Here is a 25414-nt window from a genome sequence, read left to right on the forward strand (position 1 = left end):
TGACCACGCACGGAAAGCTCCACGCCTGCGCCCGAGGCGCGAACCTGCCCGTTGGGGGGCGTACGCATATGCCCCTACGCCCCCAGACCGTGACCCCCGAAGCAAAAACACGTTGGTCAAGAAAGAGTTGACCACAACGGGCCGCGATCGCGCGGCCCGGATCCTTTTCAACGCCGGTTCGAGAGGCTTGTTCATGGCCGACCACGCAACCCACGACGCCCAGGCTCGGGCCAGCCTGCACTTGCTGGTGCGGGACATCGAGCGGGTCCGCCGGCAGGTGGACGCACTGCGCACGCTCACCGCGCAGTTGGGGAATGTCTACCGCCCGCGCCGCTCCGGCCCCTCCACGGGCTTCGTGGTGTACGGGCGCGCTCCCGCCCCGACGGTCCGTCTCGCGCAGGAGCTGCGGGACAGTGTCGAGACCCTGGTCACGGCCGCGGTCGATTTCGACCGCTCCCTCGGTTTCTCGTGGGACGCGGTGGGTTCCGCACTCGGGGTCACCAAGCAGGCGGTGCACCGCCGTTACGGTGCCCGTCGCGCCGCGGCCCAGGCGGCCGCCGAGACCGAGCGGACCGCTGAGTCGGCGGGCTCCCGGACGGTCAGTGTCAACACCGGCATCGCGGCGGTGCCGACGGTCCCCGCCGCGCGCTCCATGCCGACCCAGCCGACGGCCGGCAGCCCGTCCCTGCGCGACGAGGCCAGGCCGACAGCCTTCCCCGGCCCCCGGAACGGCTGAACCACCTCTCCTCCTGCCCTCCCGGCCGGCCCCGGGAGGGCAGCTGCACGTCGGAGCACGACTCGGGGATCGGGGGCAAAATACGCCGCGCACAGCAGCGGCCACGCTCTCTCGGGAACACCCCGGGATGCGCCTTCGGGAACCGTCGGACGTGCCCGGGCAGCGGCCCCTCAGGCCGGGTGGCGGTCCCACCCGACGTCGCACAGCCTCGCCCGAGGCCCGACGGCCGCACCCGACCCCAGCCACTCGGCCTCAGTCGTTGGCCGGCGACCTCACCGAGGTCTCGCGGTTCACCCGCTTTCCGGCCGCGCACGGCGCCGGGGCTACTGCACTCGACGTCCAACGGTCCCAGCGCCCCCGGCGCCCGACCACCTCACCCGATGTCAGGCGGATCGATCCGCACCCGGACCGGGGCCTCGCCGGCCCCTCGTGCCATCCGCGCAGCCTGTGCGGCCTTCAGTGCCGAGGCCAGTGCGGCTCCGCGCCCGGGGGGTACGCGAACGAGTGCCCGCTCCCAGTGCTCACCGGGCGGAGGCGCTCCCACTCGCCGCGGCCGCCCGGCCTCCGTGACCGGCAGCGGCACGGGTCCCAGCACCTCGGCCTCCCGGGGCAGTTCGGCCGTGCGCAGGAATTCGGCGACCGCCTCGCCGTCCCCGGAGACCGCCGCCATCCGTGACACCGGCGGAAAGCCCAGCTCGGCCCGCTCGGCGAGTTCCCGCACCGCATGTCCGACGGGATCCCACCGCACCAGCGCCTGCACGGGCCTCAGTGTCGGCTCGGCGACGACCACCACGGTGCCGCCGGCGCCCTGCGGCCGGACGAGCGCGGCGGCCGCGAGCCAGCGCCGTAGCGCATCCTCGCCGGCGCGCAGGTCGGGGCGGCCGAGCATCGCCCAGCCGTCCAGCAGCAGGGCCGCCGCGTAGCCGCCCTCGGCGACGGGCTCGGCCCCCGGTGTGCTCACGACCAGCGCGGGTGTGCCCGGCACGGTGTCCAGCACATGCTCACGCCCGGAGGTCCGCACCGGAACGGCGGGAAACGCCCGCCCCAGCTCCTCGGCGGTGCGCCGCGCCCCCACGACCTGCGCCCGCAACCGGAACCCGCCGCACTCCGGACAGTGCCAGCCGCTCTCGTCCCGCCCGCACCACCCGCACCGCAGCGCGGCCCCGGACTCCTGCCCCTCCAACGGGCCGGAGCAGTGCCGACACCGCGCGGGCGCCCGGCAGTTGGCGCACGCCATCCGAGGGACGTAACCCCGCCGGGGCACCTGCACCAGCACCGGCCCCTGCCGCAGCCCGTCCCGCACGGCCTGCCAGGCGAGGGTCGGCAACCGGGCGGCCCGGGCCGCCTCGTCCCTCGCGAGGTCCGCGTCCCCCACGGTCCGCACCAGCGGCGCAGCCCCCCGCACCTGCTCCCGCCCGGCGACGAGCGGCCGGGCCCAGCCACTCTCGACCAGCTGCGCCGCCTCGACGGTGCAGCTCCAACTGCCCAGCAGGAATGCGCACTTGTCCAGGGCGGCCCGCAGCAGCAGCACTTCCCTCGCGTGCGGCTGGGGCGCGTGCTGCTCGCTGTGGCTGTCGTCCCCGTCGTCCCAGATGGCGACGAGGCCGAGATCCTGAACCGGGGCGAACATGGCGGCCCGGGTCCCGATGACCGCCCGGACGGAGCCCCGCCGCACCGCGAGCCACTCCCGGTACCGCTTCTCGGGACCGGCGTCGGCGGTGAGCACCGCATGCCGTCCTTCCCCCAGCAGCGCGGTCAGCGCCGCATCGACCCGGGCGACCGCCCGCCCGTCCGGCAGCACCAAGAGCGCTCCGCGCCCGGAGACCAGCGTCGCCGCCACGGCCCGCGCCAGCTCGTCGCTCCACTCGGACCCCGGCAGCGCATTCCACACCGCACGCGGCGCACCCCCCGAGGCGAGCGACTCCAGAAAGGCGGTCCCCCGCTCGTACCGCACCCAGGACGCCGCCTCCGGCATCGCCGGCGGCGCCAGCGGCTCGGGCGAGGGCCGCTGCTCGGCCCGCGCGCTGCGCGGCGGCACGGCGAGCTGGAGCACATCGGCCAGGCTCCCCGCATACCGATCGGCGACGGCCCGGGCCAGCCCCAGCAACTCCTCGCTCAACACCCGCTCGGGGGACACGATCTGGGCCAGCGCGGCAAGCGGCCCGGAGTAGTCGGACTCGGCAAGTCTCTCGACGAGGAACCCGTCGATCAGGCCGCCGCCCTCGCGCCGCCCTTCCCGCACCCGATGCCGCCCGGCCCCGAACCGCACCCGCACCCGCACCCCGGGCTGAGCATCCGCATCGAGTTCCTCCGGCACCGCATAGTCGAAGTACCGATCAAGATGCAGCACTCCCTTGTCGACCAGCACCCGGGCGACAGGCAGTTCCTTGGCCAGCGCGGCCCCCCGCCAGGTCCGCGGCTTGGCCCTCGGCACCTCGGCCTTGCGCACGCTCTCCCTGATGAGCGCAAGCTGCTCGGGCGGCGCACCCTCCGCCCCGCCGTCCGTCCGCCCGTTCTCGCTGCTCACGCTTGCATTCTTACCAAACGCCACTGACAACCGACGCCGCCCGAGATCAGTCCGGCCGCGGATCACGAACGCCGTCAGGCGCCTTTGCCTTGGGCCACTCGGCCATACCGGTCCAGGACCGGCAGCAGGATTCGAACCTGCGAGGGGTCAACCCAGAAGTATCCGCAACCATCGCACCGGACCACGTCGGCTCTCCCGAGATCGGCACGGCAGCGGCATAGGTTTCCAGAATCACCGCGCGCACGAAGCGCACTCCACCGAAGGAACCGCGGCCATCGCACCGGGAGATGATCAGCGTAGGGAGCGACCGGCACGGCGGGCGAGCGATTTACGACCGGAACGCACCGAGGCCCGGCTCCGCGAGGGAGCCGGGCCCGGTGAAGAACCGCGGAGCCTACAGCCCCGCCGCCTTGCGCAGCGCGTCCACGCGGTCCGTCTTCTCCCAGGTGAACTCGGGCAGCTCACGGCCGAAGTGGCCGTACGCCGCCGTCTGGGCGTAGATCGGGCGGAGCAGGTCGAGGTCGCGGATGATCGCGGCCGGACGCAGGTCGAAGACCTCGTCGATCGCCTTCTCGATCTTATCGTGGTCGATCTTGGCGGTGCCGAAGGTCTCGACGAACAGGCCGACGGGCTCGGCCTTGCCGATGGCGTACGCCACCTGGACCTCGCAGCGGGAGGCGAGGCCCGCGGCGACCACGTTCTTCGCCACCCAGCGCATCGCGTACGCGGCGGAGCGGTCGACCTTGGACGGGTCCTTGCCGGAGAAGGCGCCGCCGCCGTGGCGGGCCATGCCGCCGTAGGTGTCGATGATGATCTTGCGGCCGGTGAGGCCGGCGTCGCCCATCGGGCCGCCGATCTCGAAGCGGCCGGTCGGGTTGACCAGCAGGCGGTAGCTGTCCGTGTCGAGCTTGATGCCGTCGTCCAGGAGCGCCTTCAGCTCCGCCTCGACGACGAACTCGCGGATGTCGGGGGCGAGGAGCGACTCCAGGTCGATGTCGCTCGCGTGCTGCGAGGAGACGACGACGGTGTCGAGGCGGACGGCCTTGTCGCCGTCGTACTCGATGGTGACCTGCGTCTTGCCGTCGGGGCGCAGGTAGGGGATGGTGCCGTTCTTGCGGACCTCGGACAGCCGGTTCGCCAGGCGGTGCGCCAGGAAGATCGGCAGCGGCATCAGGGTGGGCGTCTCGTCGGTCGCGTAACCGAACATCAGGCCCTGGTCACCGGCGCCCTGGCGGTCCAGCTCGTCCTCGTCGCCCTCGACGCGGTTCTCGTACGCCGTGTCGACACCCTGGGCGATGTCCGGGGACTGCGCGCCGATGGACACCGAGACGCCGCAGGAGGCGCCGTCGAAGCCCTTCTTCGAGGAGTCGTACCCGATCTCGAGGATCTTGTTGCGGACGAGGGTCGCGATGTCCGCGTAGGTCTTGGTGGTGACTTCACCGGCGACGTGCACCAGGCCGGTGGTGATCAGCGTCTCGACGGCGACCCGGGAGGTCGGGTCCTCGCGCAGAAGCGCGTCGAGAATGGTGTCGCTGATCTGGTCAGCGATCTTGTCGGGGTGACCCTCGGTCACGGACTCCGAGGTGAACAGGCGACGGGACACAACGCTCCCTGGGGTTGCAGCGGCTGCTGGCTGATCATTGGCGGACGGCCCGGAGGCTGCGCCCGTGGTCGTCCGAGAACAGTTTATCGGTCGTGCTCGGCCACCGACCCCCCTATCTCGCCCCTCGGGAGTCCTGTGACCTGCGGCACGCGCATTCTGCCCAATTCGGAGCGGCCTTGGCCAGGGTTGCCACACCCTTGTCGCAGAGGTTTGAGGGGACCGGGAAGCGAATGAAACATTCAGCCGAGCCGCTCCGCCACCAGGTCCCACACAGTTTCGGCCAGATGTTCCTTAGGCCCGCGCTGCACGGGGGTCTCGCTGCCGTCGGCCCCCAGCACCACGGCCTCGTTCTCCTCGGAGCCGAAGGTCTTGCGCTCCCCCACCTCGTTCACGACGAGGAGGTCACAGCCCTTGCGCTCCAGCTTGGTGCGGCCGTTGGCGAGGACGTCGTCGGTCTCCGCGGCGAAGCCGACGATCACCTGTCCGGGGCGGGCGCGCTCCGCCGAGATCTCCGCGAGGATGTCCGGATTCCGCACCAGCACGATGGGGTCCGGGTCCTGGCCGTCCTTCTTCTTGATCTTCCCTGCCGCGTAGGTCTGAGGCCGGAAGTCCGCCACCGCTGCGGCCATGACGACGGCGTCCGCGTCCGGGGTCGCCTTCAGCACCGCCTCGCGCAGTTGCACGGCCGTGCCCACCTGGACGACGTCCACGCCCGCCGGGTCCGGCAGACCGGTGTTCGCGGCGATGAGCGTGACGCGGGCGCCGCGCGCGGCGGCGGTGCGGGCGAGGGCGTAGCCCTGCTTGCCGGAGGAGCGGTTGCCGAGGAAGCGCACCGGGTCCAGGGGTTCGCGGGTGCCGCCGGCGCTGACGACGACGTGCCGGCCCCTGAGGTCGGGCTCGGTGACGCCTCTGGACAGCACGCGGCGGCAGATCGCGTAGATCTCCGTCGGGTCGGGCAGCCGGCCCTTGCCGGTGTCGACGCCGGTCAGACGGCCGACGGCCGGTTCGATGACGACGGCGCCGCGGCGGCGCAGCGTGGCCACGTTCTCCTGGGTGGCCGGATGTTCCCACATCTCGGTGTGCATGGCGGGTGCGAAGACGACAGGACAGCGGGCGGTCAGGAGCGTGTTCGTGAGCAGGTCGTCGGCCAGGCCGTGGGCGGCCTTCGCGAGGATGTCCGCGGTCGCCGGGGCGACGACGACCAGGTCGGCGTGCTGCCCGATGCGGACGTGCGGGACCTCGTGGACGTCGTCCCAGACCTCGGTGGAGACGGGGTTGCCGGAGAGGGCGGACCAGGTGGCGGCGCCGACGAAGTGCAGCGCGGAGGCGGTGGGCACCACGCGTACGTCATGGCCGGACTCGCTCAGTCTGCGCAGCAGCTCACAGGCCTTGTAGGCAGCGATGCCACCGCTGACCCCCAGCACGACCTTGGGCTTGTCCACCGTCTCTCCCCGGCTCGGCAACGTACGAGTCATCAACGACTCCATGCTGTACCACAGCGGGGGACGACCCCCGCACCCCCGGCAGACCACAGGCCCGACAGTCGCGCTGTCGGGCCTGTGGAAAAGCCAACTGCAATACGAAAGTACTACTGTGCCGGGCCCTCGATGGCCTCGGACGTCAGCAGACCTGCGTTGATCTCGCGCAGGGCGATCGAGAGCGGCTTCTCGTGGACGTGGGTGTCGACGAGCGGACCGACGTACTCGAGGAGGCCCTCGCCGAGCTGCGAGTAGTACGCGTTGATCTGGCGGGCACGCTTGGCCGCATAGATCACGAGGCTGTACTTCGAGTCGGTGGCCTCGAGGAGCTCGTCGATCGGCGGGTTGATGATGCCCTCGGGCGCGGAGATGGAAGAGGACACGCTCTACCTTCCGATGGATGGGAAAAGATCGGTCGTGATCACATCACTCGTGATCACAGAACATCCATCAAGGCTAGCAGCTCGCGAGCCACGTCCTCGACGGAGGTGTTGACCAAGGTCATGTCGAACTCCGGCTCGGCCGCCAGCTCGATCTTGGCTGCGTCGAGACGGCGCTCGATCACCTCTGGCGGCTCGGTCCCCCGGCCGGTGAGTCTGCGCACGAGCTCCTCCCAGGAGGGCGGAGCCAGGAACACCAGCCGGCCGTCCGGCATGGTCTCGCGAACCTGCCGGGCGCCCTGGAGGTCGATCTCCAGGAGGACCGGCACGCCGTCCTCCAGGTGCTCAAGCACGGCCGCACGCGGCGTGCCGTAGCGGTTGCCGGCGAACTCGGCCCACTCCAGCAGCTCGCCGTTGGCGATCAGCTTGTCCATCTCGTCGTCGGTGACGAAGAAGTAGTGGACTCCGTGCTTCTCGCCGGGGCGGGGCTTGCGGGTCGTCGCCGACACCGAGAGCCAGACCTCGGGGTGTTCCTTGCGCATATGAGCGACGACCGTGCTCTTGCCGACCCCGGAGGGGCCGGAGAGCACGGTCAGCCGCGGACGTACGTCCGGGGGCTCGGGGGTCGTCCCCCGGAATGTTGCAGCCATGCAGCGATTATTCCAGCAATCCCGGAGTGCCCGGGACCCCCGGTCCCGGGCGGCCGGACTCAGGAGCCGGTGCTGCCGAACTCACGCTCCAGGGAAGCGATCTGGTTGGAACCGAGGCCGCGTACACGGCGGCTCTCGGAGATGCCCAGACGCTCCATGATCTGCTTGGCGCGGACCTTGCCCACGCCCGGCAGGGACTCGAGCAGGGCGGAGACCTTCATCTTGCCGATGACGTCGTTCTCCTGGCCCTGCTTGATGACCTCGTGCAGGGAGGCGCCGGAGTGCTTGAGTCGATTCTTGACCTCGGCCCGCTCCCGGCGAGCCGCGGCGGCCTTTTCGAGCGCGGCTGCGCGCTGTTCAGGGGTAAGGGGCGGAAGAGCCACGCCTACGTCACCTCGGATGTCGAACTGTCGGATACGGACCGGTGAGGAACCTAGTCGCCCCACACCTGGGGAGCCACGAGCAACACGCTTGCCCATTGTCCCCCACTACCTAAAGGGTGTGGGGGTGCCCCCACCCGTCGGAGACTAGCGGGCGAGCGCGCCAGAGTCAGCGAGAACAGCGGAAAAGTCCTGGTCAGCCTCTGCCAGGCCGGACATTTAGGACATAATGCCCCGGATTTGAGGATGTATTCAGACTCAAGCGGGCCTGGAAGCACCCGGCAGGCACTCATCGGAGGACTCGATCGAGCGCCCCGAACACCCGCTACGACCGTCGCGAGAGCCTCATACGGCTCCCACGGCGGCCCTGATCTCCTCCGCGAAGCGCTCCGCGGCCGCGCGCAGCGCCCCGGCGTCGGGACCGTGCCGCAGCACCCCCCGGCTGACGTTCGGCACGACATTGCGCGCGGCGGCTCCGAACACACCGGGAAGATCGGCCGCGGTGGCGCCCTGGGCGCCGATGCCGGGTGCCAGGAGCGGCCCGTTGATGTCCAGGTCGTACGACGACAGGTCGCCCAGCGTGGCGCCGACGACGGCCCCGAAGGAGCCCAGAGGCTCCTCTCCCGCGTTCTCGGCGGCAAGGTGCGCCAGCATCGTCGCGCCGATGTTCCGTCCGTCCGTGCGCACCGCGTGCTGCACCTCGCCGCCCTCCGGGTTGGAGGTCAGCGCCAGCACGAACAGGCCGGTGCCGCTCTCGCGGGCGAGCGCGACAGCCGGGGAGAGCGAGCCGTAGCCGAGATAGGGCGAGACGGTGAGCGCGTCCGAGAAGAGCGGGGAGTCCTTGTGCAGGAAGGTCTCGGCGTACGCGGCCATGGTCGAGCCGATGTCGCCGCGCTTGGCGTCCATCACCACCAGCGCACCGGCCGCCCGCGCCTCCGCCACCGACTTCTCCAGGACCGCGATGCCGCGGGAGCCGAAGCGCTCGAAGAACGCGCTCTGCGGCTTGAGGACGGCGACCCGGTCGGCCATCGCCTCGACGACCGTGCGGCTGAACCGCTCCAGACCGGCGACGTCGTCGTTCAGGCCCCACTCGGCCAGCAGGGACGCGTGCGGGTCGATGCCGACGCAGAGCGCCCCGCGCTCGTCCATGGCGCGGCGAAGCCGTGCGCCGAAGGGTTCGAGAGAGCTCATGCCGTCTTCCTCACGTCGGCGCCGACCGCGTCGGCGAGGGTGGCGTACGGGCTGGTGCCCAGGCGGGCGGCGAGGCCCTTGTGGATGGCGCGGCCCCAGAAGGGCCCTTCGTAGATGAAGGCGCTGTAGCCCTGGACCAGCGTGGCGCCGGCCAGGATGCGCTGCCAGGCGTCCTCGGCGTTCTCGATGCCGCCGACGCCCACGAGGGTGATGCGGTCGCCCACGCGCGCGTAGAGGCGGCGCAGCACCTCCAGGGAGCGGGACTTCAGGGGAGCGCCGGACAGTCCGCCGGTCTCCTTCACCAGCGAGGGTTCGGATTTCAGACCGAGGCCCTCGCGCGCGATGGTGGTGTTCGTGGCGATGATCCCGTCCAGGCCGAGCTCGACGGCCAGGTCGGCCACGGCGTCGACGTCCTCGTCGGCGAGGTCCGGCGCGATCTTCACGAGCAGCGGGACGCGGCGGGAGGGCACCGTGCGGTCGGCGGCCTCCCGGACGGCGCTCAGGAGCGGCCGCAGCGCCTCGGTGGCCTGCAGGTTGCGCAGGCCGGGCGTGTTCGGTGAGGAGACGTTCACCACCAGGTAGTCGGCGTACGGTGCCAGCCGCTCGGTCGACTTCACGTAGTCGCCGACGGCCTCCGCCTCGGGGACGATCTTGGTCTTGCCGATGTTGACCCCCACGACCGTCCTGAAAACCGGCTCACGGGACGCGAGACGGGCCGCGACGGCCAGCGAGCCCTCGTTGTTGAAGCCCATGCGGTTGATCAGCGCACGGTCCTTCACGAGCCGGAACAGCCGCTTCTTGGGGTTGCCGGGCTGGGCCTCCCCGGTGACCGTGCCGATCTCGACGTGGTCGAAGCCGAGCATCGACATGCCGTCGATCGCGACCGCGTTCTTGTCGAATCCGGCGGCGAGCCCGAAGGGGCCGTGCATCCGCAGCCCGAAGGCCTCCGTGCGCAGCTCCTGGTAGCGGGGCGCAAGGGCGGCGGCGACGAGGGTGCGCAGCACGGGGATGCGGACGGCGAGGCGGATCCAGCGGAAGGCCAGGTGGTGGGCCTGCTCCGGGTCCATCCGTTTGAAAACCAGACGGAAGAAAAGCTTGTACATGTCGGTGTCCTCTTGAAGCGTCGACGAGCCTCATGAAGAGGGGGACACCGTTTCCGGTGTCCCCCTCAGGGCTGCTAGTCGCGGGCCGCGGTCAGGTGTTCCGCGTGTTCCTGGAGCGAACGGACGCCCACGTCGCCGTGGTTGAGGGCGTCGATGCCCTGGACGGCGGCGGCGAGCGCCTGGACCGTCGTCAGGCACGGGACCGACCGCGCCACGGCCGCCGTACGGATCTCGTAGCCGTCGAGGCGGCCGCCGGTGCCGTACGGGGTGTTGACGATGAGGTCGACCTCGCCGTCGTGGATGTGCTGGACGATGGTCTTCTCGCCGTTCGGGCCGGTGCCCTCGGACTGCTTGCGCACGACGGTGGCGTTGATGCCGTTGCGCTTGAGGACCTCGGCGGTGCCGGAGGTGGCGAGCAGTTCGAAGCCGTGGGCGACGAGTTCGCGCGCCGGGAAGATCATCGAGCGCTTGTCGCGGTTGGCGACCGAGATGAACGCGCGGCCCTTGGTGGGCAGCGGGCCGTAGGCACCCGCCTGCGACTTGGCGTACGCCGTGCCGAAGACGGAGTCGATGCCCATGACCTCGCCGGTGGAGCGCATCTCCGGGCCGAGGACGGTGTCGACGCCGCGGCCGTGGATGTCCCGGAAGCGGGACCACGGCATGACGGCCTCCTTGACGGAGATCGGCGCGTCGAGCGGGAGCTCGCCGCCGTCGCCGTTGGCCGGAAGCAGCCCCTCCGCGCGCAGCTCGGCGATGGTCGCGCCCAGGGAGATCCGGGCGGCGGCCTTCGCCAGCGGCACCGCGGTCGCCTTCGAGGTGAAGGGGACGGTGCGGGACGCGCGCGGGTTGGCTTCGAGGACGTAGAGGATGTCGCCGGCCATCGCGAACTGGATGTTGATCAGGCCGCGGACGCCGACACCCTTGGCGATGGCCTCCGTGGAGGCCCGCAGCCGCTTGATGTCGAAGCCGCCGAGCGTGATCGGGGGCAGGGCGCACGCCGAGTCGCCGGAGTGGATGCCGGCCTCCTCGATGTGCTCCATGACACCGCCGAGGTAGAGCTCCTGGCCGTCGTAGAGCGCGTCGACGTCGATTTCGATGGCGTCGTCGAGGAAGCGGTCGACGAGGACCGGCCGGGAGGGGCTGATCTCGGTCGACTCGGCGATGTAGGTCGCGAGCCGGGTCTCGTCGTAGACGATCTCCATGCCGCGTCCACCGAGGACGTACGACGGCCGCACCAGGACCGGGTAGCCGATCTCGTCGGCGATGGCCTTGGCCTCGGCGAAGGTGGTGGCGGTGCCGTGCTTGGGGGCCGGCAGTCCGGCCTCGGCGAGCACCCGCCCGAAGGCGCCGCGGTCCTCGGCGGCGTGAATGGCCTCCGGCGAGGTCCCCACGATCGGCACGCCGTTGTCCTTCAGCGCCTGCGAGAGGCCCAGCGGAGTCTGGCCACCGAGCTGGACCACCACGCCCGCCACCGGGCCCGCCTGCTGCTCGGCGTGCACGATCTCCAGCACGTCTTCCAGCGTCAGCGGCTCGAAGTACAGGCGGTCGGAGGTGTCGTAGTCCGTGGAGACGGTCTCCGGGTTGCAGTTGACCATCACCGTCTCGTAGCCGGCGTCGCTCAGCGCGAAGGAGGCGTGGACGCAGGAGTAGTCGAACTCGATGCCCTGGCCGATGCGGTTGGGGCCGGAGCCCAGGATGATGACCGCGGGCTTCTCGCGGGGCGCGACCTCGGTCTCCTCGTCGTACGACGAGTAGAAGTACGGCGTCTTGGCGGCGAACTCGGCGGCGCAGGTGTCGACCGTCTTGTAGACCGGGCGGATGCCCAGCGCGTGCCGGACCTCGCGCACGACGTCCTCGCGCAGGCCGCGGATCTCGGCGACCTGCTGGTCGGAGAAGCCGTGCCGCTTGGCCTCGGCCAGCAGCTCGCGGGTCAGCTCGGGCGCCTCGGCGAGCTCGTCCGCGATCTCCTTGATGAGGAAGAGCTGGTCGACGAACCAGGGGTCGATCTTCGTGTACTCGAAGACCTCCTCCTGGGTGGCGCCGGCGCGGATGGCCTGCATGACCGTGTTGATACGGCCGTCGGTCGGGCGGACGGCCTCTTCGAGGAGCTGCGCCTTGTCTCCGGGGTCGCCGACGAAGGTGAACTGGCTGCCCTTCTTCTCCAGCGAGCGCAGCGCCTTCTGGAAGGCCTCGGTGAAGTTGCGGCCGATGGCCATGGCCTCGCCGACCGACTTCATGGTGGTGGTCAGCGTGGAGTCGGCCTGCGGGAACTTCTCGAAGGCGAACCGCGGGGCCTTGACGACCACGTAGTCGAGCGTCGGCTCGAAGGAGGCCGGGGTCTCCTGGGTGATGTCGTTCGGGATCTCGTCGAGCGTGTAGCCGACGGCCAGCTTGGCGGCGATCTTGGCGATCGGGAAGCCGGTCGCCTTGGAGGCGAGGGCCGAGGAGCGCGACACGCGCGGGTTCATCTCGATGACGATCACGCGACCGTCCTCGGGGTTGACCGCGAACTGGATGTTGCAGCCGCCGGTGTCGACGCCGACCTCGCGGATGACCGCGATGCCGATGTCCCGCAGGAGCTGGTACTCGCGGTCCGTCAGCGTCATCGCGGGCGCGACGGTGATCGAGTCGCCGGTGTGCACGCCCATGGGGTCGAAGTTCTCGATGGAGCAGACGACCACCACGTTGTCGTGCTTGTCGCGCATCAGCTCCAGCTCGTACTCCTTCCAGCCGAGGATGGACTCCTCCAGGAGCACCTCGGTGGTCGGCGAGAGCGTGAGGCCCTGGCCTGCGATGCGGCGCAGCTCCTCCTCGTCGTGCGCGAAGCCGGAACCGGCGCCGCCCATGGTGAAGGACGGGCGGACGACGACCGGGTAGCCGCCGAGGGTCTCGACGCCCGCGAGGACGTCGTCCATGGAGTGGCAGATGACCGAGCGGGCGGACTCGCCGTGGCCGATCTTCTGGCGGACGGCCTCGACGACCTCCTTGAACAGGTCGCGGTCCTCGCCCTTGTTGATGGCCTCGACATTGGCGCCGATCAGCTCGACGCCGTACTTGTCGAGGGTGCCCGCCTCGTGCAGCGAGATGGCCGTGTTGAGGGCCGTCTGGCCGCCCAGGGTGGGCAGGAGCGCGTCGGGGCGCTCCTTGGCGATGATCTTCTCGACGAACTCCGGGGTGATCGGCTCGACGTACGTGGCGTCCGCGATCTCCGGGTCAGTCATGATCGTCGCCGGGTTGGAGTTGACGAGGATGACCCGCAGGCCTTCGGCGCGCAGGATGCGGCACGCCTGGGTGCCGGAGTAGTCGAACTCGGCGGCCTGGCCGATGACGATCGGGCCGGAGCCGATGACCAGGACGGACTGGATATCGGTGCGCTTAGGCACGCTGGCCCTCCATCGAGACTGTGCTCATCAAAGACGTGAAACGGTCGAACAGGTAGGCGGCGTCGTGCGGTCCCGCTGCCGCCTCCGGGTGGTACTGGACGCTGAAGGCCGGCTGGTCGAGGAGCTGCAGGCCCTCCACCACGTTGTCGTTGAGGCAGACGTGGGAGACCTCGGCGCGGCCGTAGGGGGTGTCGGAGACCTTGTCGAGCGGGGCGTCCACGGCGAAGCCGTGGTTGTGCGCGGTGACCTCGACCTTGCCGGTGGTGCGGTCCTGCACCGGCTGGTTGATGCCGCGGTGGCCGTACTTGAGCTTGTACGTGCCGAAGCCGAGCGCGCGGCCCAGGATCTGGTTGCCGAAGCAGATGCCGAAGAGGGGGGTCTTGCGCTCCAGCACGCCCTGCATGACGGAGACGGCGTGGTCGGCGGTGGCCGGGTCGCCCGGGCCGTTGGAGAAGAACACACCGTCGGGGTTCACGGCGTACACGTCCTCGACGGTCGCCGTGGCGGGCAGCACGTGCACCTCGATGCCGCGCTCGGCCATGCGGTGCGGGGTCATGCCCTTGATGCCGAGGTCGATGGCAGCGACGGTGAACTTCTTCTCACCGATCGCCGGGACGACGTACGCCTCCTTGGTGGCGACCTCCGCGGAGAGGTCGGCGCCCTTCATCTCGGGGGCCTGGCGGACCTCGGCGAGCATGGTGCCCTCGTCGGGCAGCGCGTTGCCGGAGAAGATGCCCACCCGCATGGCGCCGCGCTCGCGCAGATGACGCGTGAGCGCGCGTGTGTCGATGCCGGAGATCCCGACCACGCCCTGGTGGCGCAGCTCCTCGTCCAGCGAGCGGCGGGAGCGCCAGTTGGACGGCACGCGCGCGGGGTCGCGCACGACATATCCGGCGACCCAGATCTGCTTGCTCTCCGGGTCCTCGTCGTTGACGCCGGTGTTGCCGACGTGCGGGGCGGTCATCACGACGACCTGGCGGTGGTACGAGGGGTCGGTCAGGGTCTCCTGGTAGCCGGTCATGCCGGTCGAGAAGACCGCCTCGCCGAAGGTCACCCCCACGGCCCCGTAGGCACGACCGCGGAAGATCCGGCCGTCCTCCAGGACGAGTACGGCGGGAACCTTGGCGGCTCCCCTGGTGGAGGTTGTCATCGTGCGCCTTCCGTCTTGTTGATCATCAGGTTCAGGGCCTCGACCCATTCGGTGTGCTCGGCCGCGCGGTCCGAGCGGAAACCGGAGTCGATCAGCCGGTCGCCGTGCGCCCAGGTCACCACGAGCAGTCCGCCCTCGGTCAGCACCTTGCCGGCGATGCCCTTGTCGAGCCGGGCCTCGCGCAGTTGCGCGGCCGGGACGAAGAAATCGCTCGCACCCGGGCGTACGACATCCAGTCCCGCGTCCGTCAGCGTGAGCTCGACCCGGCTGCGGGTGCCGAGGCCGTGCGCGACGATGCGGTCCAGCCACTGCCCGGCGGTGGTGGAGCCGTGGTAGCGGCCGCTCATCGACAGCACAGTCAGTCTCGCCTCGCCCGGCTCGTCCGGCGCGCTGGGCAGCTCCGGCAGGTCACCCTGGAGGGTGCCGCGCCACTTCCAGCCCTCGCGCATCAGCCAGTAGACGAGCGCGATGAAGAGGGCGAGGCCGACGAGCCAGCCGACCCGGGCGGCCCAGTCGGTGACCTCGGCCGACTTCTTCTCGGCTGCGAGCAGGATTACAGGTGTCACGTGAGCTTCCCGTCGACGAGCGTGGCCTTGCCCCGGAGCCACGTGTGCGTGACACGGCCCGGCAGCTCACGCCCCTCGTACGGAGTGTTGCGGCTGCGCGAGGCGAAGCCCGCGGGGTCCACGGACCCACGGTATTCCGTGTCGACGAGCGTGAGGTTGGCGGGCTCACCAGCCGAGACGGGACGCCCGTGTCCCTTGGCCTGCCCGATCCGGGCGGGCGTGCAGGACATGCGGTCGGCGACCTCGGCCCAGGTGATCAGCCCGGTGTCCACCATGGTCTCCTGCACCACTGACAACGCGGTCTCCAGGCCGACCATCCCCATGGCGGCGGCGGCCCACTCGCAGTCCTTGTCCTCGTGCGGGTGCGGGGCGTGATCGGTGGCGACGATGTCGATGGTGCCGTCGGCGAGCGCCTCACGCAGGGCGAGGACATCGCGCTCGGTGCGCAGCGGCGGGTTCACCTTGTAGACCGGGTTGTACGTCCGCACCAGCTCGTCGGTGAGGAGCAGGTGGTGCGGGGTGACCTCGGCGGTGACGTCGATGCCGCGGGACTTGGCCCAGCGGACGATCTCGACCGAGCCGGCCGTCGACAGATGGCAGATGTGGACTCGGGACCCCACGTGCTCGGCGAGCAGGACATCCCGGGCGATGATCGATTCTTCGGCCACCGCCGGCCAGCCGCCGAGGCCCAGCTCGGCGGAGACGATGCCCTCGTTCATCTGGGCGCCCTCGGTCAGCCGCGGCTCCTGCGCGTGCTGCGCGACGACCCCGCCGAAGGCCTTCACGTACTCCAGCGCCCGGCGCATGATCACGGCGTCGTCGACGCACTTGCCGTCGTCGGAGAAGACGGTGACACCCGCGGCCGACTCGTGCATGGCGCCCAGTTCGGCGAGCTTCTTGCCCTCCAGGCCGACGGTGACGGCGCCGATGGGCTGCACATCGCAGTAGCCGTGCTCCTGGCCGAGTCGGTAGACCTGCTCGACGACGCCGGCGGTGTCGGCGACCGGGAAGGTGTTGGCCATGGCGAACACGGCCGTGTACCCGCCGCTCGCCGCCGCGCGTGTGCCGGTCAGCACGGTCTCGGAGTCCTCGCGCCCGGGCTCGCGCAGATGGGTGTGGAGGTCGACCAGCCCCGGCAGCAGCACCTTGCCGGCCGCCTCGACGACCTCGGCGCCCTCGTCACTGAGACCGACGCCCACCTCGGCGATCGTCTGGCCGTCGATCAGCACGTCCTGCGGCTCGCCGCCGAGCACCTTCGCACCACGGATCAGGATCTTGCTCATGGGTCTTACTTCTCCTCGGAACCGGTGGGGCGGGTGTGGGTGACGGCGGGCTCGTTTCCACCGAGCAGCAGATACAGAACGGCCATCCGGATGGAGACTCCGTTTGCGACCTGCTCGACGACGGTGCAGCGCTCGGAGTCGGCGACCTCGGCGGTGATCTCCATGCCGCGGACCATCGGGCCGGGGTGCATCACGATGGCGTGCTCGGGCATCCGCGCCATGCGGTCGCCGTCGAGCCCGTAGCGCCGCGAGTACTCGCGCTCGGTCGGGAAGAACGCGGCGTTCATGCGCTCGCGCTGCACGCGCAGCATCATCACCGCGTCGGACTTGGTGAGGGTGGAGTCGAGGTCGTACGACACCTCGCAGGGCCAGGTCTCGACGCCGACCGGCACCAGGGTGGGCGGCGCGACGAGGGTGACCTCGGCGCCCAGCGTGTGCAGCAGGTCGACGTTGGAGCGGGCGACCCGGCTGTGCAGCACATCGCCGACGATCGTGATCCGCTTGCCGGACAGGTCCTGCCCTATCCCGGCGTCCCGGCCGACCAGGCGGCGGCGCATGGTGAACGCGTCGAGCAGGGCCTGGGTGGGGTGCTGGTGGGTGCCGTCGCCGGCGTTGATGACGGCCGCGTCGATCCAGCCGGAGTTGGCGAGGCGGTAGGGGGCCCCGGAGGCGCCGTGCCGGATGACCACGGCGTCGACGCCCATGGCCTCCAGGGTCTGGGCGGTGTCCTTCAGGGACTCGCCCTTGGAGACGCTCGACCCCTTGGCGGTGAAGTTGATGACGTCCGCGGACAGGCGCTTCTCCGCGGCTTCGAAGGAGATACGCGTGCGTGTGGAGTCCTCGAAGAAGAGGTTCACCACGGTACGGCCGCGCAGGGTCGGCAGTTTCTTGATCGGCCGGTCGGCGACCCGGGCCATCTCCTCGGCGGTGTCGAGGATCAGGACGGCGTCGTCGCGGGTGAGGTCGGCGGCCGAGATGAGATGACGCTGCATCTGTCAGGCTCCGTAAGGCAGTTCAGGTTTGTGGGAGGCCGGGGGTCCGGGGCCCGCGGCGGCAGCCGCCGGTATCAGGCCCCAGAGGGCACCGCCGGGCATACGGGCGCGCAGGCGCGCGCTCGGAGTCGTACGACCGAGTGCTACTGCTGCTCGCCCGGGGCGGCCGGCTTCGCACCGAGCAGCACGGTGTCGCGACCGTCCTCCTCGGCGAGCTGGACCTTGACCGTCTCCCGCAGCGACGTGGGGAGGTTCTTGCCGACGTAGTCGGCGCGGATGGGCAGTTCACGGTGACCGCGGTCGACGAGGACGGCGAGCTGCACCGCGCGCGGCCGCCCGATGTCGTTCAGGGCGTCCAGGGCCGCGCGGATGGTGCGGCCGGAGAAGAGCACGTCGTCGACGAGGACGACCAGGCGGCCGTCGATGCCGTCACCGGGGATATCGGTCCGGGCCAGCGCACGCGGGGGATGCATGCGCAGGTCGTCGCGGTACATGGTGATGTCGAGCGAACCGACCGGGATCTTCCGGTCGGTGATCTCCTCGAGCTTGGCGGCGAGCCGCTGGGCGAGGAAGACCCCTCGGGTCGGAATGCCGAGGAGCACCACGTCGTCGGCGCCCTTGGCGCGCTCGACGATCTCGTGGGCGATGCGGGTCAACACCCGCGCGATGTCGGGGCCTTCGAGAACCGGCCGCGCATCGGACGCCGGATTCCCGGATGTGTCCTGCTTGTCCATACGAAACGGACCTCCTTCTCCGCCTCACGGGACGGACCTTAAAGGACGTCGGATTTGCGCCATCCACGGTAGCAGGCCCGGGCGGCGCCCCTGATCACCCCCCTGGCGTAATCGGCCACCGCGGCCACGGAAGAGTCGGTGTGGACCATTCGGCTTGACGCAGAAGAGTCACGCTGCGTAACCTCACAGTGAGTTACCAGACGCGCGGCTCGGACCCTCTGCAGCCGCGTCGACACAGTGTCCGGGGAGCTATATGTCCAGCGAATACGCCAAACAGCTCGGGGCCAAGCTCCGGGCCATCCGCACCCAGCAGGGCCTTTCCCTCCACGGTGTCGAGGAGAAGAGCCAGGGACGCTGGAAGGCGGTCGTGGTCGGTTCGTACGAGCGCGGCGACCGTGCCGTGACCGTACAGCGCCTCGCCGAACTGGCGGATTTCTATGGGGTCCCGGTGCAGGAGCTCCTGCCGGGCACCACCCCGGGCGGCGCCGCCGAGCCGCCGCCGAAGCTGGTCCTGGACCTGGAGCGGCTGGCGACCGTGCCGGCCGAGAAGGCGGGCCCGCTGCAGCGCTATGCGGCGACGATCCAGTCGCAGCGCGGTGACTACAACGGCAAGGTGCTGTCGATCCGCCAGGACGACCTGCGCACACTCGCCGTCATCTACGACCAGTCCCCCTCGGTCCTCACCGAGCAGCTGATCAGCTGGGGCGTGCTGGACGCGGACGCGCGCCGCGCGGTCGCCCACGAGGACGCCTGACATGGCCTGACCGCCCTGAGCAGAAACGTGCCGCCGGGGTGGCCGGAACCAGACGGTTCCGGCCACCCAGGCGGCTTTCTGCGGCCTTCGAGGACCACACAGGTACAGGAACGCCAGGGGGCCCGCAACAGTCACGCTGCGGGCCCCCTGGCGATGCCTGCCTCTTACGCCTCGTCGCGGCGCAGTGAGGGCTTCAGCTCCTTGAGCCGGCCCAGCAGGCCGTTGACGAACGCGGGCGACTCGTCCGTGGAGAACTCCTTCGCCAGCTGCACCATCTCGTCCAGCACGACGGCGTCCGGGATCTCGTCGGCCCAGATCAGCTCGTAGGCGCCGAGACGCAGGACGTTGCGGTCGACGACCGGCATGCGGTCGAGCGTCCAGCCGACCGAGTACTGCGCGATCAGCTCGTCGATGCGCTTCGCGTGCTTCGCGTAGCCCTCGACCAGCTGCATCGTGTACTCGCTGACCGGCGGCTGCCGGGTGTCGTCCCGGGACAGCCGGATCCAGTCCGCGAGGACCGTCAGGACGTCGGCGCCACGCTGGTCGCCCTCGAAGAGGATCTGGAAGGCGCGCTTGCGGGCCGTGTTGCGGGCAGCCACGGTTAGCTGTTCACCCGGCCGAGGTAGTCGCTCGTACGGGTGTCGACCTTGATCTTCTCACCGGTGGTGATGAAGAGCGGGACCTGGATCTGGTGGCCGGTCTCCAGCGTGGCGGGCTTGGTGCCGCCGGTGGAGCGGTCGCCCTGCAGGCCCGGCTCGGTCTCCTGGACGACGAGCTCGACGGCGGCCGGGAGCTCGACGAAGAGCACCTCGCCCTCGTGCTGCGCGACGGTGGCCGTGAAGCCCTCGATGAGGAAGTTGGCGGCGTCGCCGACAGCCTTGCGGTCGACCATGAGCTGGTCGTAGGTCTCCATGTCCATGAAGACGAAGTACTCGCCGTCCATGTACGAGAACTGCATGTCGCGCTTGTCGACAGTGGCCGTCTCGACCTTGACGCCGGCGTTGAACGTCTTGTCGACGACCTTGCCGGAGAGCACGTTCTTCAGCTTGGTGCGCACGAAGGCCGGGCCCTTGCCGGGCTTGACGTGCTGGAACTCGACGACGGACCACAGCTGGCCGCCTTCGAGCTTGAGCACCAGGCCGTTCTTGAGGTCGTTCGTGGAAGCCACGGTTGCGGAATCTCCTGGACTGACGTGGACGACCCCGGCGCACGCACCCGCCGGCGGCGCCAGGGTCTTCCCTGGGGTCGCTAGAGTGCGAGCAGCTCCTTGGTCGTGATGGTGAGTAGCTCGGGTCCGCCGTCCGCCTCGGGGCGGACGACGAGCGTGTCATCGATCCGGACGCCGCCCCGGCCCGGGAGGTGGACCCCCGGTTCGACGGTGACCGGCACGCAAGCGTCCAGTTTACCCATGGCCGCAGGGGCCAGCTGCGGGTCCTCGTCGATTTCGAGCCCCACGCCGTGCCCCGTCAGGGCCGGGAGCCCCTGCGCGTACCCCGCGGAATCCAGCACCTGACGCGCGGCGCGGTCCACATCGCGGCAGGCCGCGCCGGGCACCAGCGACTCCCGTCCGGCGCGCTGGGCGGCGAAGACGAGGTCGTACAGCTCGATCTGCCAGTCCGCGGGAGAGGTGCCGATGACGAAGGTACGGCCGATCTCGCAGCGGTAGCCGCGGTAGGCGGCGCCCAGGCAGACGGAGAGGAAGTCACCCTCCTCGACACGGCGGTCGGTGGGCCGGTGGGCGGGTCTGCCGGCGTTGGGGCCGGTGGCGACGGAGGTCGGGAAGGCGGGCCCGTCGGCGCCGTGGTCGACGAGTCGCCGCTCCAGCTCCAGGGCGAGATGCCGTTCCGTGCGGCCGACGAGGATGGACTCCAGGAGTTCCCCGAGGGCCTGATCGGCGATCTCGGCGCCGATGCGGAGGCAGGAGATCTCCTCCTCGTCCTTGACGACCCTGAGCTGCTCCACGGCTCCGCCGAGGTCGGTCAGGCGCAGGCGTGGGACGACCGAGCGGATCTCCCGGTGCCGGGCCACCGTGAGGTGGTGTTCCTCCACGGCGAGGGTGTCGGCGCGCTGGGCCTCGGCGAGGTCGGCGGCGGCCACCGCGGGATCACCCGCGGTGCCGGGCAGGGTCTGCACGCGCAGCGCCTCGTCCGGCCGGCCCTCGGCGGGCCGGGCGTCCGGCGGGCCGGCGCAGAGCAGCAGGTCGTGGGTCTTGCCCAGGAGCAGGACGGCGCCCCGCGGGGCGGTGCCCGCGAGGTAGCGGACATTGGCGGGGCGCGAGATCAGCGCGGCCTGGCTGCCGCCGGCCTTGCAGCGGTCTCGCAGCCTTGCTCGGCGGAGTGCGTACACCTCTGACATGAGATGAGCGTAGGAGCGGTGGGGGAATTGTGCCGGTTGGGGTGTCGTTCGGGGGACGGGGGTGCCAGGTCTTGTTGTGTGCCCAGTGCGGGTGAGTGGGGGCTGGTCGCGCAGTTCCCCGCGCCCCCGAGAAAGCTGCGTTCCCCTGCGATTACCAGTTCGGGGGGCTCGCGATGGACCTCGCCAGGACGTCGTCCAGGACTCTGGCGGTCTGGGGGACGTCCAATTGGGAGTTGTCGATGATCGGGAGGCCCGAGCCGTACCAGCCCGCCATGCGGCCGTGGATGCGGGCGACCTCCTCGTCGGTGAGGCGGCGGTTGCCGGAGCGTTCCGCGTTGCGTTCCAGGACGATCTCCAGGCCGGGGAGGAGCACCACCGGGAGGAGACCGGGGCCCACGTGGCGCTTCCAGCCGCCGAGGCCGACGACCGGGCGGTCGGGGAAGACGGCGTCGTCGAGGATGCAGGAGATGCCGTTGGCCAGGAAGTTCCGGGCGGCGAAGCCGCAGGTGCGGCGGGCCAGGCGGTACTGCGCCTCCGAGTGGTCGTTCCACCCCGACTGCGGGTCGGCGAAGCCGGAGCGGACCCATTCGCGTACGTCGTCGAGGCTGATGTGGGCGGTGGGGACCCGGCGGTGGTCCGCCCAGTACTTGGCGACGCTCGTCTTGCCGGCGCCCGCGGGGCCGATGAGCAGCACCGCGAGGGTCGTGGCGGCGGGGTCGGGCGCGCTGGTGGCGGGCGGCGCGCTGGGCATCGCGACGGGGGCCCCGGGGGGCAGCGGGACGTGGCCGGTGGTGTCCGGGGCCGGTGGGGCCGGGGCGTGCTGCGGTGTGGGCGGGACCGGGGGCGAGGACGCCCCGGGGTAGCCCGGTGCCGGGGGCGGCGGGGGCACGGGGGCGGAGCCCTGGTGCGGGCCCGCCTGGTGCGGACCCGGCTGGTGCGGACCCGGCTGGTGTGCGGCCGGCGACCAGCCTCCGGCCGGTCCGTGCCCCGGCTGATGGGGCGGCGGCAGCGGAGAACCCACTGCGTGCTGCATCCGGTGCCACTCCGTCTCGTTCTTTGGGCTCGGTCCACCTCCGGGGCAGTGCAGCCGGTCTTGAGAGCCCGACCGTGCTCAGCCCTCCGGGCCTCCGCGTGCTCGACCTCTCGACACCGGCGCGCCCCTTCGGCTCACTCGCCGCAGGCAATTGGCGCTGGCAGCGGGGCCCGAGGCCCGCTCCCTACCGAACGGTACCTGCCCCGGCCGCCGTTTGGTGAACGGCCGGGGGCGGCCCGAAGTGCCCATGTCCGTAAGGCGAATCGGACGGATGCTCCGGCGGACTTACTCGCCCACTTCGCCGTACGCGGCCAGCAGGACGGCCGGGTCGGGGCTCTCCAGGACGGTCGGCTTGGCCAGGCCGTCCAGGACGATGAAGCGCAGCAGGTCACCGCGGGACTTCTTGTCGACCTTCATCGTCTCCAGCAGCTTGGGCCACTGGTCGTAGCGGTAGTGGAGGGGAAGACCGACGGATTCGAGGATCGTGCGGTGCCGGTCGGCGGTGGCGTCGTCCAACCGCCCTGCCAGACGGCCGAGTTCGGCGGCGAAGTGCATGCCGACCGAGACCGCGGCGCCGTGCCGCCACTTGTAGCGCTCGTTCTTCTCGATGGCGTGGCCCAGGGTGTGCCCGTAGTTGAGGATCTCCCTGAGGCCCGCCTCCTTCAGGTCGGACGAGACGACCTCGGCCTTGACCCTGATGGAGCGCTCGATGAGCTCGGCGGTGTGCGGGCCTGCGGGGGTCCGCGCGGCCTGCGGGTCGGCCTCGATCAGCTCCAGGATGGCCGGGTCGGCGATGAAGCCGGCCTTGATGATCTCGGCGAGCCCGGACACGTAGTCGTTGACCGGCAGGGAGTCCAGAGCCGCCAGGTCGCACAGCACACCGGCGGGCGGGTGGAAGGCGCCGACGAGGTTCTTGCCCTCGGCGGTGTTGATGCCGGTCTTGCCGCCGACCGCGGCGTCCACCATGGCCAGCACGGTGGTGGGGACCGCGATCCAGCGCACCCCGCGCAGCCAGGTGGCGGCCACGAACCCGGCGAGGTCGGTGGTGGCGCCGCCGCCGACGCCGACGATGACGTCGGTGCGGGTGAACCCGGACTGGCCCAGCGCCTTCCAGCAGTAGGCGGCGACCTCGGCGGTCTTGGCCTCCTCCGCGTTCGGCACCTGGATGGCGACGGCCTCGAAGCCCTGCCCGGCCAGGTCGGCACGGAGGGCGTCACCGGTCTCGGCGAGCGCCTCGGGGTGGACGACGGCGACCCGCTTGGCCTTGTCGCCGATCAACCCGCCCAGCTCGCCGAGCAGTTGACGCCCCACCAGGACCTCATACGGGTCGGTGCCCGCGCTCCCGCCGACCTGGATCCGGGTGACTGCCTCGCTCATGCTTCCTTCAACTCCAGTGCGTCCAAGGCGACTTGGGTGACTTCTTCGGGTGTACGGCCGTCGGTGGCCACGACTGCCGTGGCCACCTCCTCGTACAGCGACCGCCGGGCCTCCATCAGCTCGCGCCACTGCTTGCGCGGGTTGACGGCGAGCAACGGCCGGGCCGCGTTCAATCCGGTGCGCTTGACGGCCTCTTCGACGTCCATGGAGAGGTAGACCACGCGCTGCCCGGCCAGTAGCGCCCGCGTGTCCGCGTCCAGGATGGAGCCGCCGCCCAGGGCGAGGACACCGTCGTGCTCGGCCAGCGCCTTGTGCACGGCGGCCTTCTCGATCGCCCGGAAGACCGGCTCACCCTCATCGACGAAGATCTCCGCGATCGAACGGCCCTGCTCGGCCACGATGTCGTCGTCGGTGTCCCGGTAGCCGACCCCGAGCCGCTCGGCCAGCAACCTGCCGACGGTGGACTTGCCCACACCCATCGGACCGACCAGCACCACCTCAGGAGCGGTCACCGGATGGCCAGGTTGTCGAGGTAGGACTGCACATTACGGCGGGTCTCGGCCACGCTGTCGCCCCCGAACTTCTCCGCCACCGCGTCCGCCAGCACCAGGGCGACCATCGCCTCCGCGACGATGCCCGCCGCCGGCACCGCGGAGACATCGGAGCGCTGGTGGTGGGCCTGGGTCGCCTCACCGGTCGTGACGTCCACGGTCTGCAGCGCCCGCGGCACGGTCGCGATGGGCTTCATCGCCGCCCGCACCCGCAGCAGCTCACCCGTGGTCAGGCCACCCTCCGTGCCGCCCGAGCGGCCAGAGGTACGCCGGATGCCCTCGGGCGTGCCCACGATCTCGTCATGCGCCTTGGAGCCCGGCACCCGGGCCAGCTCGAACCCGTCGCCGACCTCCACGCCCTTGATCGCCTGGATGCCCATCAACGCTCCGGCCAGGCGGGCGTCCAGCCGGCGGTCCCAGTGCACATGCGAGCCAAGGCCCACGGGCACGCCGTACGCGAGGATCTCCACCACCCCGCCCAGGGTGTCACCGTCCTTGTGAGCCTGGTCGACCTCCGCGACCATCGCCTTCGACGCATCCGCGTCCAGGCAGCGCAGCGGATCCGCGTCCAGCCTCTCGACATCGGCAGGCGTCGGGTACACCCCCTGCGGGGCCTTCACGGAGCACAGCTCGACGACATGGCTGACGATCTCGATGCCGGCCGTCTCCTGCAGGTACGACCGGGCCACCGCCCCCAGCGCCACCCGGGCCGCCGTCTCCCGCGCCGAGGCACGCTCCAGGACCGGGCGGGCCTCGTCGAAGCCGTACTTCTGCATGCCCGCCAGATCCGCGTGGCCGGGACGCGGCCGGGTCAGCGGGGCGTTGCGGGCCAGCCCCGCCAGGATCTCCGGGTCGACCGGGTCGGCCGCCATCACCTGCTCCCACTTGGGCCACTCGGTGTTGCCCACCATGACCGCCACCGGGGAACCGAGGGTGAGGCCGTGCCGGACGCCGCCGAGGAAGGTGACCTCGTCCTGCTCGAACTTCATGCGCGCACCGCGTCCATAACCGAGCCGGCGCCGGGCCAGGTGATCCGCCACCATCTCCGTGGTGATCGGCACACCGGCGGGAAGACCCTCCAGCGTCGCCACGAGTGCGGGACCGTGGGACTCCCCCGCGGTCAGCCAGCGCAACCTGCTCAACGGTGCTCCTCAGTTGCTCGCGCCCTGGTACTGCCCTGCGTACGCA

Annotated in this window: 23 protein-coding genes; 2 read left to right on the forward strand and 21 right to left on the reverse strand. The window is 70.8% G+C overall.

Annotation, left to right across the window (positions count from 1 at the left end; genetic code table 11):
- Window positions 1–193 precede the first annotated feature (193 nt).
- A complete protein-coding gene (locus tag ACWCRD_RS35895) occupies window positions 194–736 on the forward strand; it encodes a hypothetical protein (RefSeq protein ID WP_450969907.1) in 543 nt (180 codons plus the stop codon).
- 373 nt (window positions 737–1109) lie between these two features.
- On the opposite strand, the gene ACWCRD_RS35900 is transcribed toward ACWCRD_RS35895, so the two are convergent.
- From ACWCRD_RS35900 to pyrR, 14 genes are all read right to left on the reverse strand, one after another.
- Window positions 1110–3263 carry a primosomal protein N' gene (locus tag ACWCRD_RS35900; protein WP_450969908.1) on the reverse strand — a complete coding sequence of 718 codons (2154 nt, stop codon included), beginning with the start codon at window positions 3261–3263 and terminating at the stop codon, window positions 1110–1112.
- Between the two features lie 394 nt (window positions 3264–3657).
- The gene (gene metK, locus ACWCRD_RS35905) at window positions 3658–4866 is read right to left on the reverse strand and encodes a methionine adenosyltransferase (protein WP_450969909.1); all 1209 of its coding nucleotides are present in this window, start codon (window positions 4864–4866) and stop codon (window positions 3658–3660) included.
- Between the two features lie 239 nt (window positions 4867–5105).
- A complete protein-coding gene (gene coaBC, locus ACWCRD_RS35910; RefSeq protein WP_450969964.1) occupies window positions 5106–6308 on the reverse strand; it encodes a bifunctional phosphopantothenoylcysteine decarboxylase/phosphopantothenate--cysteine ligase CoaBC in 1203 nt (400 codons plus the stop codon).
- A gap of 146 nt (window positions 6309–6454) precedes the next feature.
- On the reverse strand, window positions 6455–6727 hold the full coding sequence (gene rpoZ, locus ACWCRD_RS35915; RefSeq protein ID WP_003977348.1) for a DNA-directed RNA polymerase subunit omega: 273 nt from the start codon (window positions 6725–6727) through the stop codon (window positions 6455–6457).
- A gap of 53 nt (window positions 6728–6780) precedes the next feature.
- The gene (gene gmk, locus ACWCRD_RS35920) at window positions 6781–7374 is read right to left on the reverse strand and encodes a guanylate kinase (RefSeq protein ID WP_450969910.1); all 594 of its coding nucleotides are present in this window, start codon (window positions 7372–7374) and stop codon (window positions 6781–6783) included.
- Between the two features lie 59 nt (window positions 7375–7433).
- The gene (locus ACWCRD_RS35925; protein WP_003977346.1) at window positions 7434–7757 is read right to left on the reverse strand and encodes an integration host factor; all 324 of its coding nucleotides are present in this window, start codon (window positions 7755–7757) and stop codon (window positions 7434–7436) included.
- Between the two features lie 342 nt (window positions 7758–8099).
- Window positions 8100–8945, reverse strand: a complete 846-nt coding sequence (pyrF, locus tag ACWCRD_RS35930; RefSeq protein ID WP_450969911.1) for an orotidine-5'-phosphate decarboxylase — start codon at window positions 8943–8945, stop codon at window positions 8100–8102.
- Window positions 8942–10048, reverse strand: coding sequence for a quinone-dependent dihydroorotate dehydrogenase (locus tag ACWCRD_RS35935; RefSeq protein ID WP_450969912.1), 1107 nt, complete (start codon window positions 10046–10048; stop codon window positions 8942–8944). The genes pyrF and ACWCRD_RS35935 overlap by 4 nt, the downstream gene beginning before the upstream one ends.
- Before the next feature lie 74 nt (window positions 10049–10122).
- Window positions 10123–13431 carry a carbamoyl-phosphate synthase large subunit gene (gene carB, locus ACWCRD_RS35940; RefSeq protein ID WP_450969913.1) on the reverse strand — a complete coding sequence of 1103 codons (3309 nt, stop codon included), beginning with the start codon at window positions 13429–13431 and terminating at the stop codon, window positions 10123–10125.
- Window positions 13424–14581 carry a glutamine-hydrolyzing carbamoyl-phosphate synthase small subunit gene (gene carA / locus ACWCRD_RS35945; protein ID WP_351466651.1) on the reverse strand — a complete coding sequence of 386 codons (1158 nt, stop codon included), beginning with the start codon at window positions 14579–14581 and terminating at the stop codon, window positions 13424–13426. Before carA ends, carB begins: the two co-directional genes overlap by 8 nt.
- On the reverse strand, window positions 14578–15147 hold the full coding sequence (locus ACWCRD_RS35950) for a PH-like domain-containing protein (RefSeq protein WP_450969914.1): 570 nt from the start codon (window positions 15145–15147) through the stop codon (window positions 14578–14580). Before ACWCRD_RS35950 ends, carA begins: the two co-directional genes overlap by 4 nt.
- Window positions 15144–16430 carry a dihydroorotase gene (locus tag ACWCRD_RS35955; protein ID WP_450969915.1) on the reverse strand — a complete coding sequence of 429 codons (1287 nt, stop codon included), beginning with the start codon at window positions 16428–16430 and terminating at the stop codon, window positions 15144–15146. Before ACWCRD_RS35955 ends, ACWCRD_RS35950 begins: the two co-directional genes overlap by 4 nt.
- 5 nt (window positions 16431–16435) lie before the next feature.
- Window positions 16436–17422, reverse strand: a complete 987-nt coding sequence (locus ACWCRD_RS35960) for an aspartate carbamoyltransferase catalytic subunit (protein WP_344405789.1) — start codon at window positions 17420–17422, stop codon at window positions 16436–16438.
- A gap of 143 nt (window positions 17423–17565) precedes the next feature.
- Window positions 17566–18156, reverse strand: coding sequence for a bifunctional pyr operon transcriptional regulator/uracil phosphoribosyltransferase PyrR (gene pyrR / locus ACWCRD_RS35965; protein WP_450969916.1), 591 nt, complete (start codon window positions 18154–18156; stop codon window positions 17566–17568).
- A gap of 253 nt (window positions 18157–18409) precedes the next feature.
- Here pyrR and bldD point away from each other — a divergent pair, with 253 nt between their 5' ends.
- Window positions 18410–18910 (forward strand): transcriptional regulator BldD, encoded by a 501-nt coding sequence (gene bldD, locus ACWCRD_RS35970; RefSeq protein WP_099927449.1) that lies wholly within the window; start codon window positions 18410–18412, stop codon window positions 18908–18910.
- A 164-nt stretch (window positions 18911–19074) separates the two neighbouring features.
- On the opposite strand, the gene nusB is transcribed toward bldD, so the two are convergent.
- The 7 genes from nusB to aroC all read right to left on the reverse strand — a co-directional run bounded on the left by nusB (window position 19075) and on the right by aroC (window position 25368).
- Window positions 19075–19509 carry a transcription antitermination factor NusB gene (nusB, locus tag ACWCRD_RS35975; RefSeq protein ID WP_030946863.1) on the reverse strand — a complete coding sequence of 145 codons (435 nt, stop codon included), beginning with the start codon at window positions 19507–19509 and terminating at the stop codon, window positions 19075–19077.
- 2 nt (window positions 19510–19511) lie between these two features.
- A complete protein-coding gene (efp, locus tag ACWCRD_RS35980; protein WP_020117452.1) occupies window positions 19512–20078 on the reverse strand; it encodes an elongation factor P in 567 nt (188 codons plus the stop codon).
- An 80-nt stretch (window positions 20079–20158) separates the two neighbouring features.
- Complete coding sequence (locus ACWCRD_RS35985; protein ID WP_450969917.1) at window positions 20159–21265, reverse strand: aminopeptidase P family protein; 1107 nt, start codon at window positions 21263–21265, stop codon at window positions 20159–20161.
- A gap of 151 nt (window positions 21266–21416) precedes the next feature.
- Entirely contained in the window at window positions 21417–22298 is an 882-nt protein-coding gene (locus ACWCRD_RS35990; protein ID WP_450969918.1) for a Pro-rich N-terminal domain-containing protein, read from the reverse strand.
- Between the two features lie 285 nt (window positions 22299–22583).
- On the reverse strand, window positions 22584–23675 hold the full coding sequence (gene aroB, locus ACWCRD_RS35995; protein WP_450969919.1) for a 3-dehydroquinate synthase: 1092 nt from the start codon (window positions 23673–23675) through the stop codon (window positions 22584–22586).
- The gene (locus tag ACWCRD_RS36000; protein ID WP_450969920.1) at window positions 23672–24187 is read right to left on the reverse strand and encodes a shikimate kinase; all 516 of its coding nucleotides are present in this window, start codon (window positions 24185–24187) and stop codon (window positions 23672–23674) included. The genes aroB and ACWCRD_RS36000 overlap by 4 nt, the downstream gene beginning before the upstream one ends.
- The gene (gene aroC, locus ACWCRD_RS36005) at window positions 24184–25368 is read right to left on the reverse strand and encodes a chorismate synthase (protein WP_450969921.1); all 1185 of its coding nucleotides are present in this window, start codon (window positions 25366–25368) and stop codon (window positions 24184–24186) included. Before aroC ends, ACWCRD_RS36000 begins: the two co-directional genes overlap by 4 nt.
- Window positions 25369–25414: the final 46 nt, after the last annotated feature.

This window comes from Streptomyces sp. NPDC002092 (assembly GCF_053593775.1).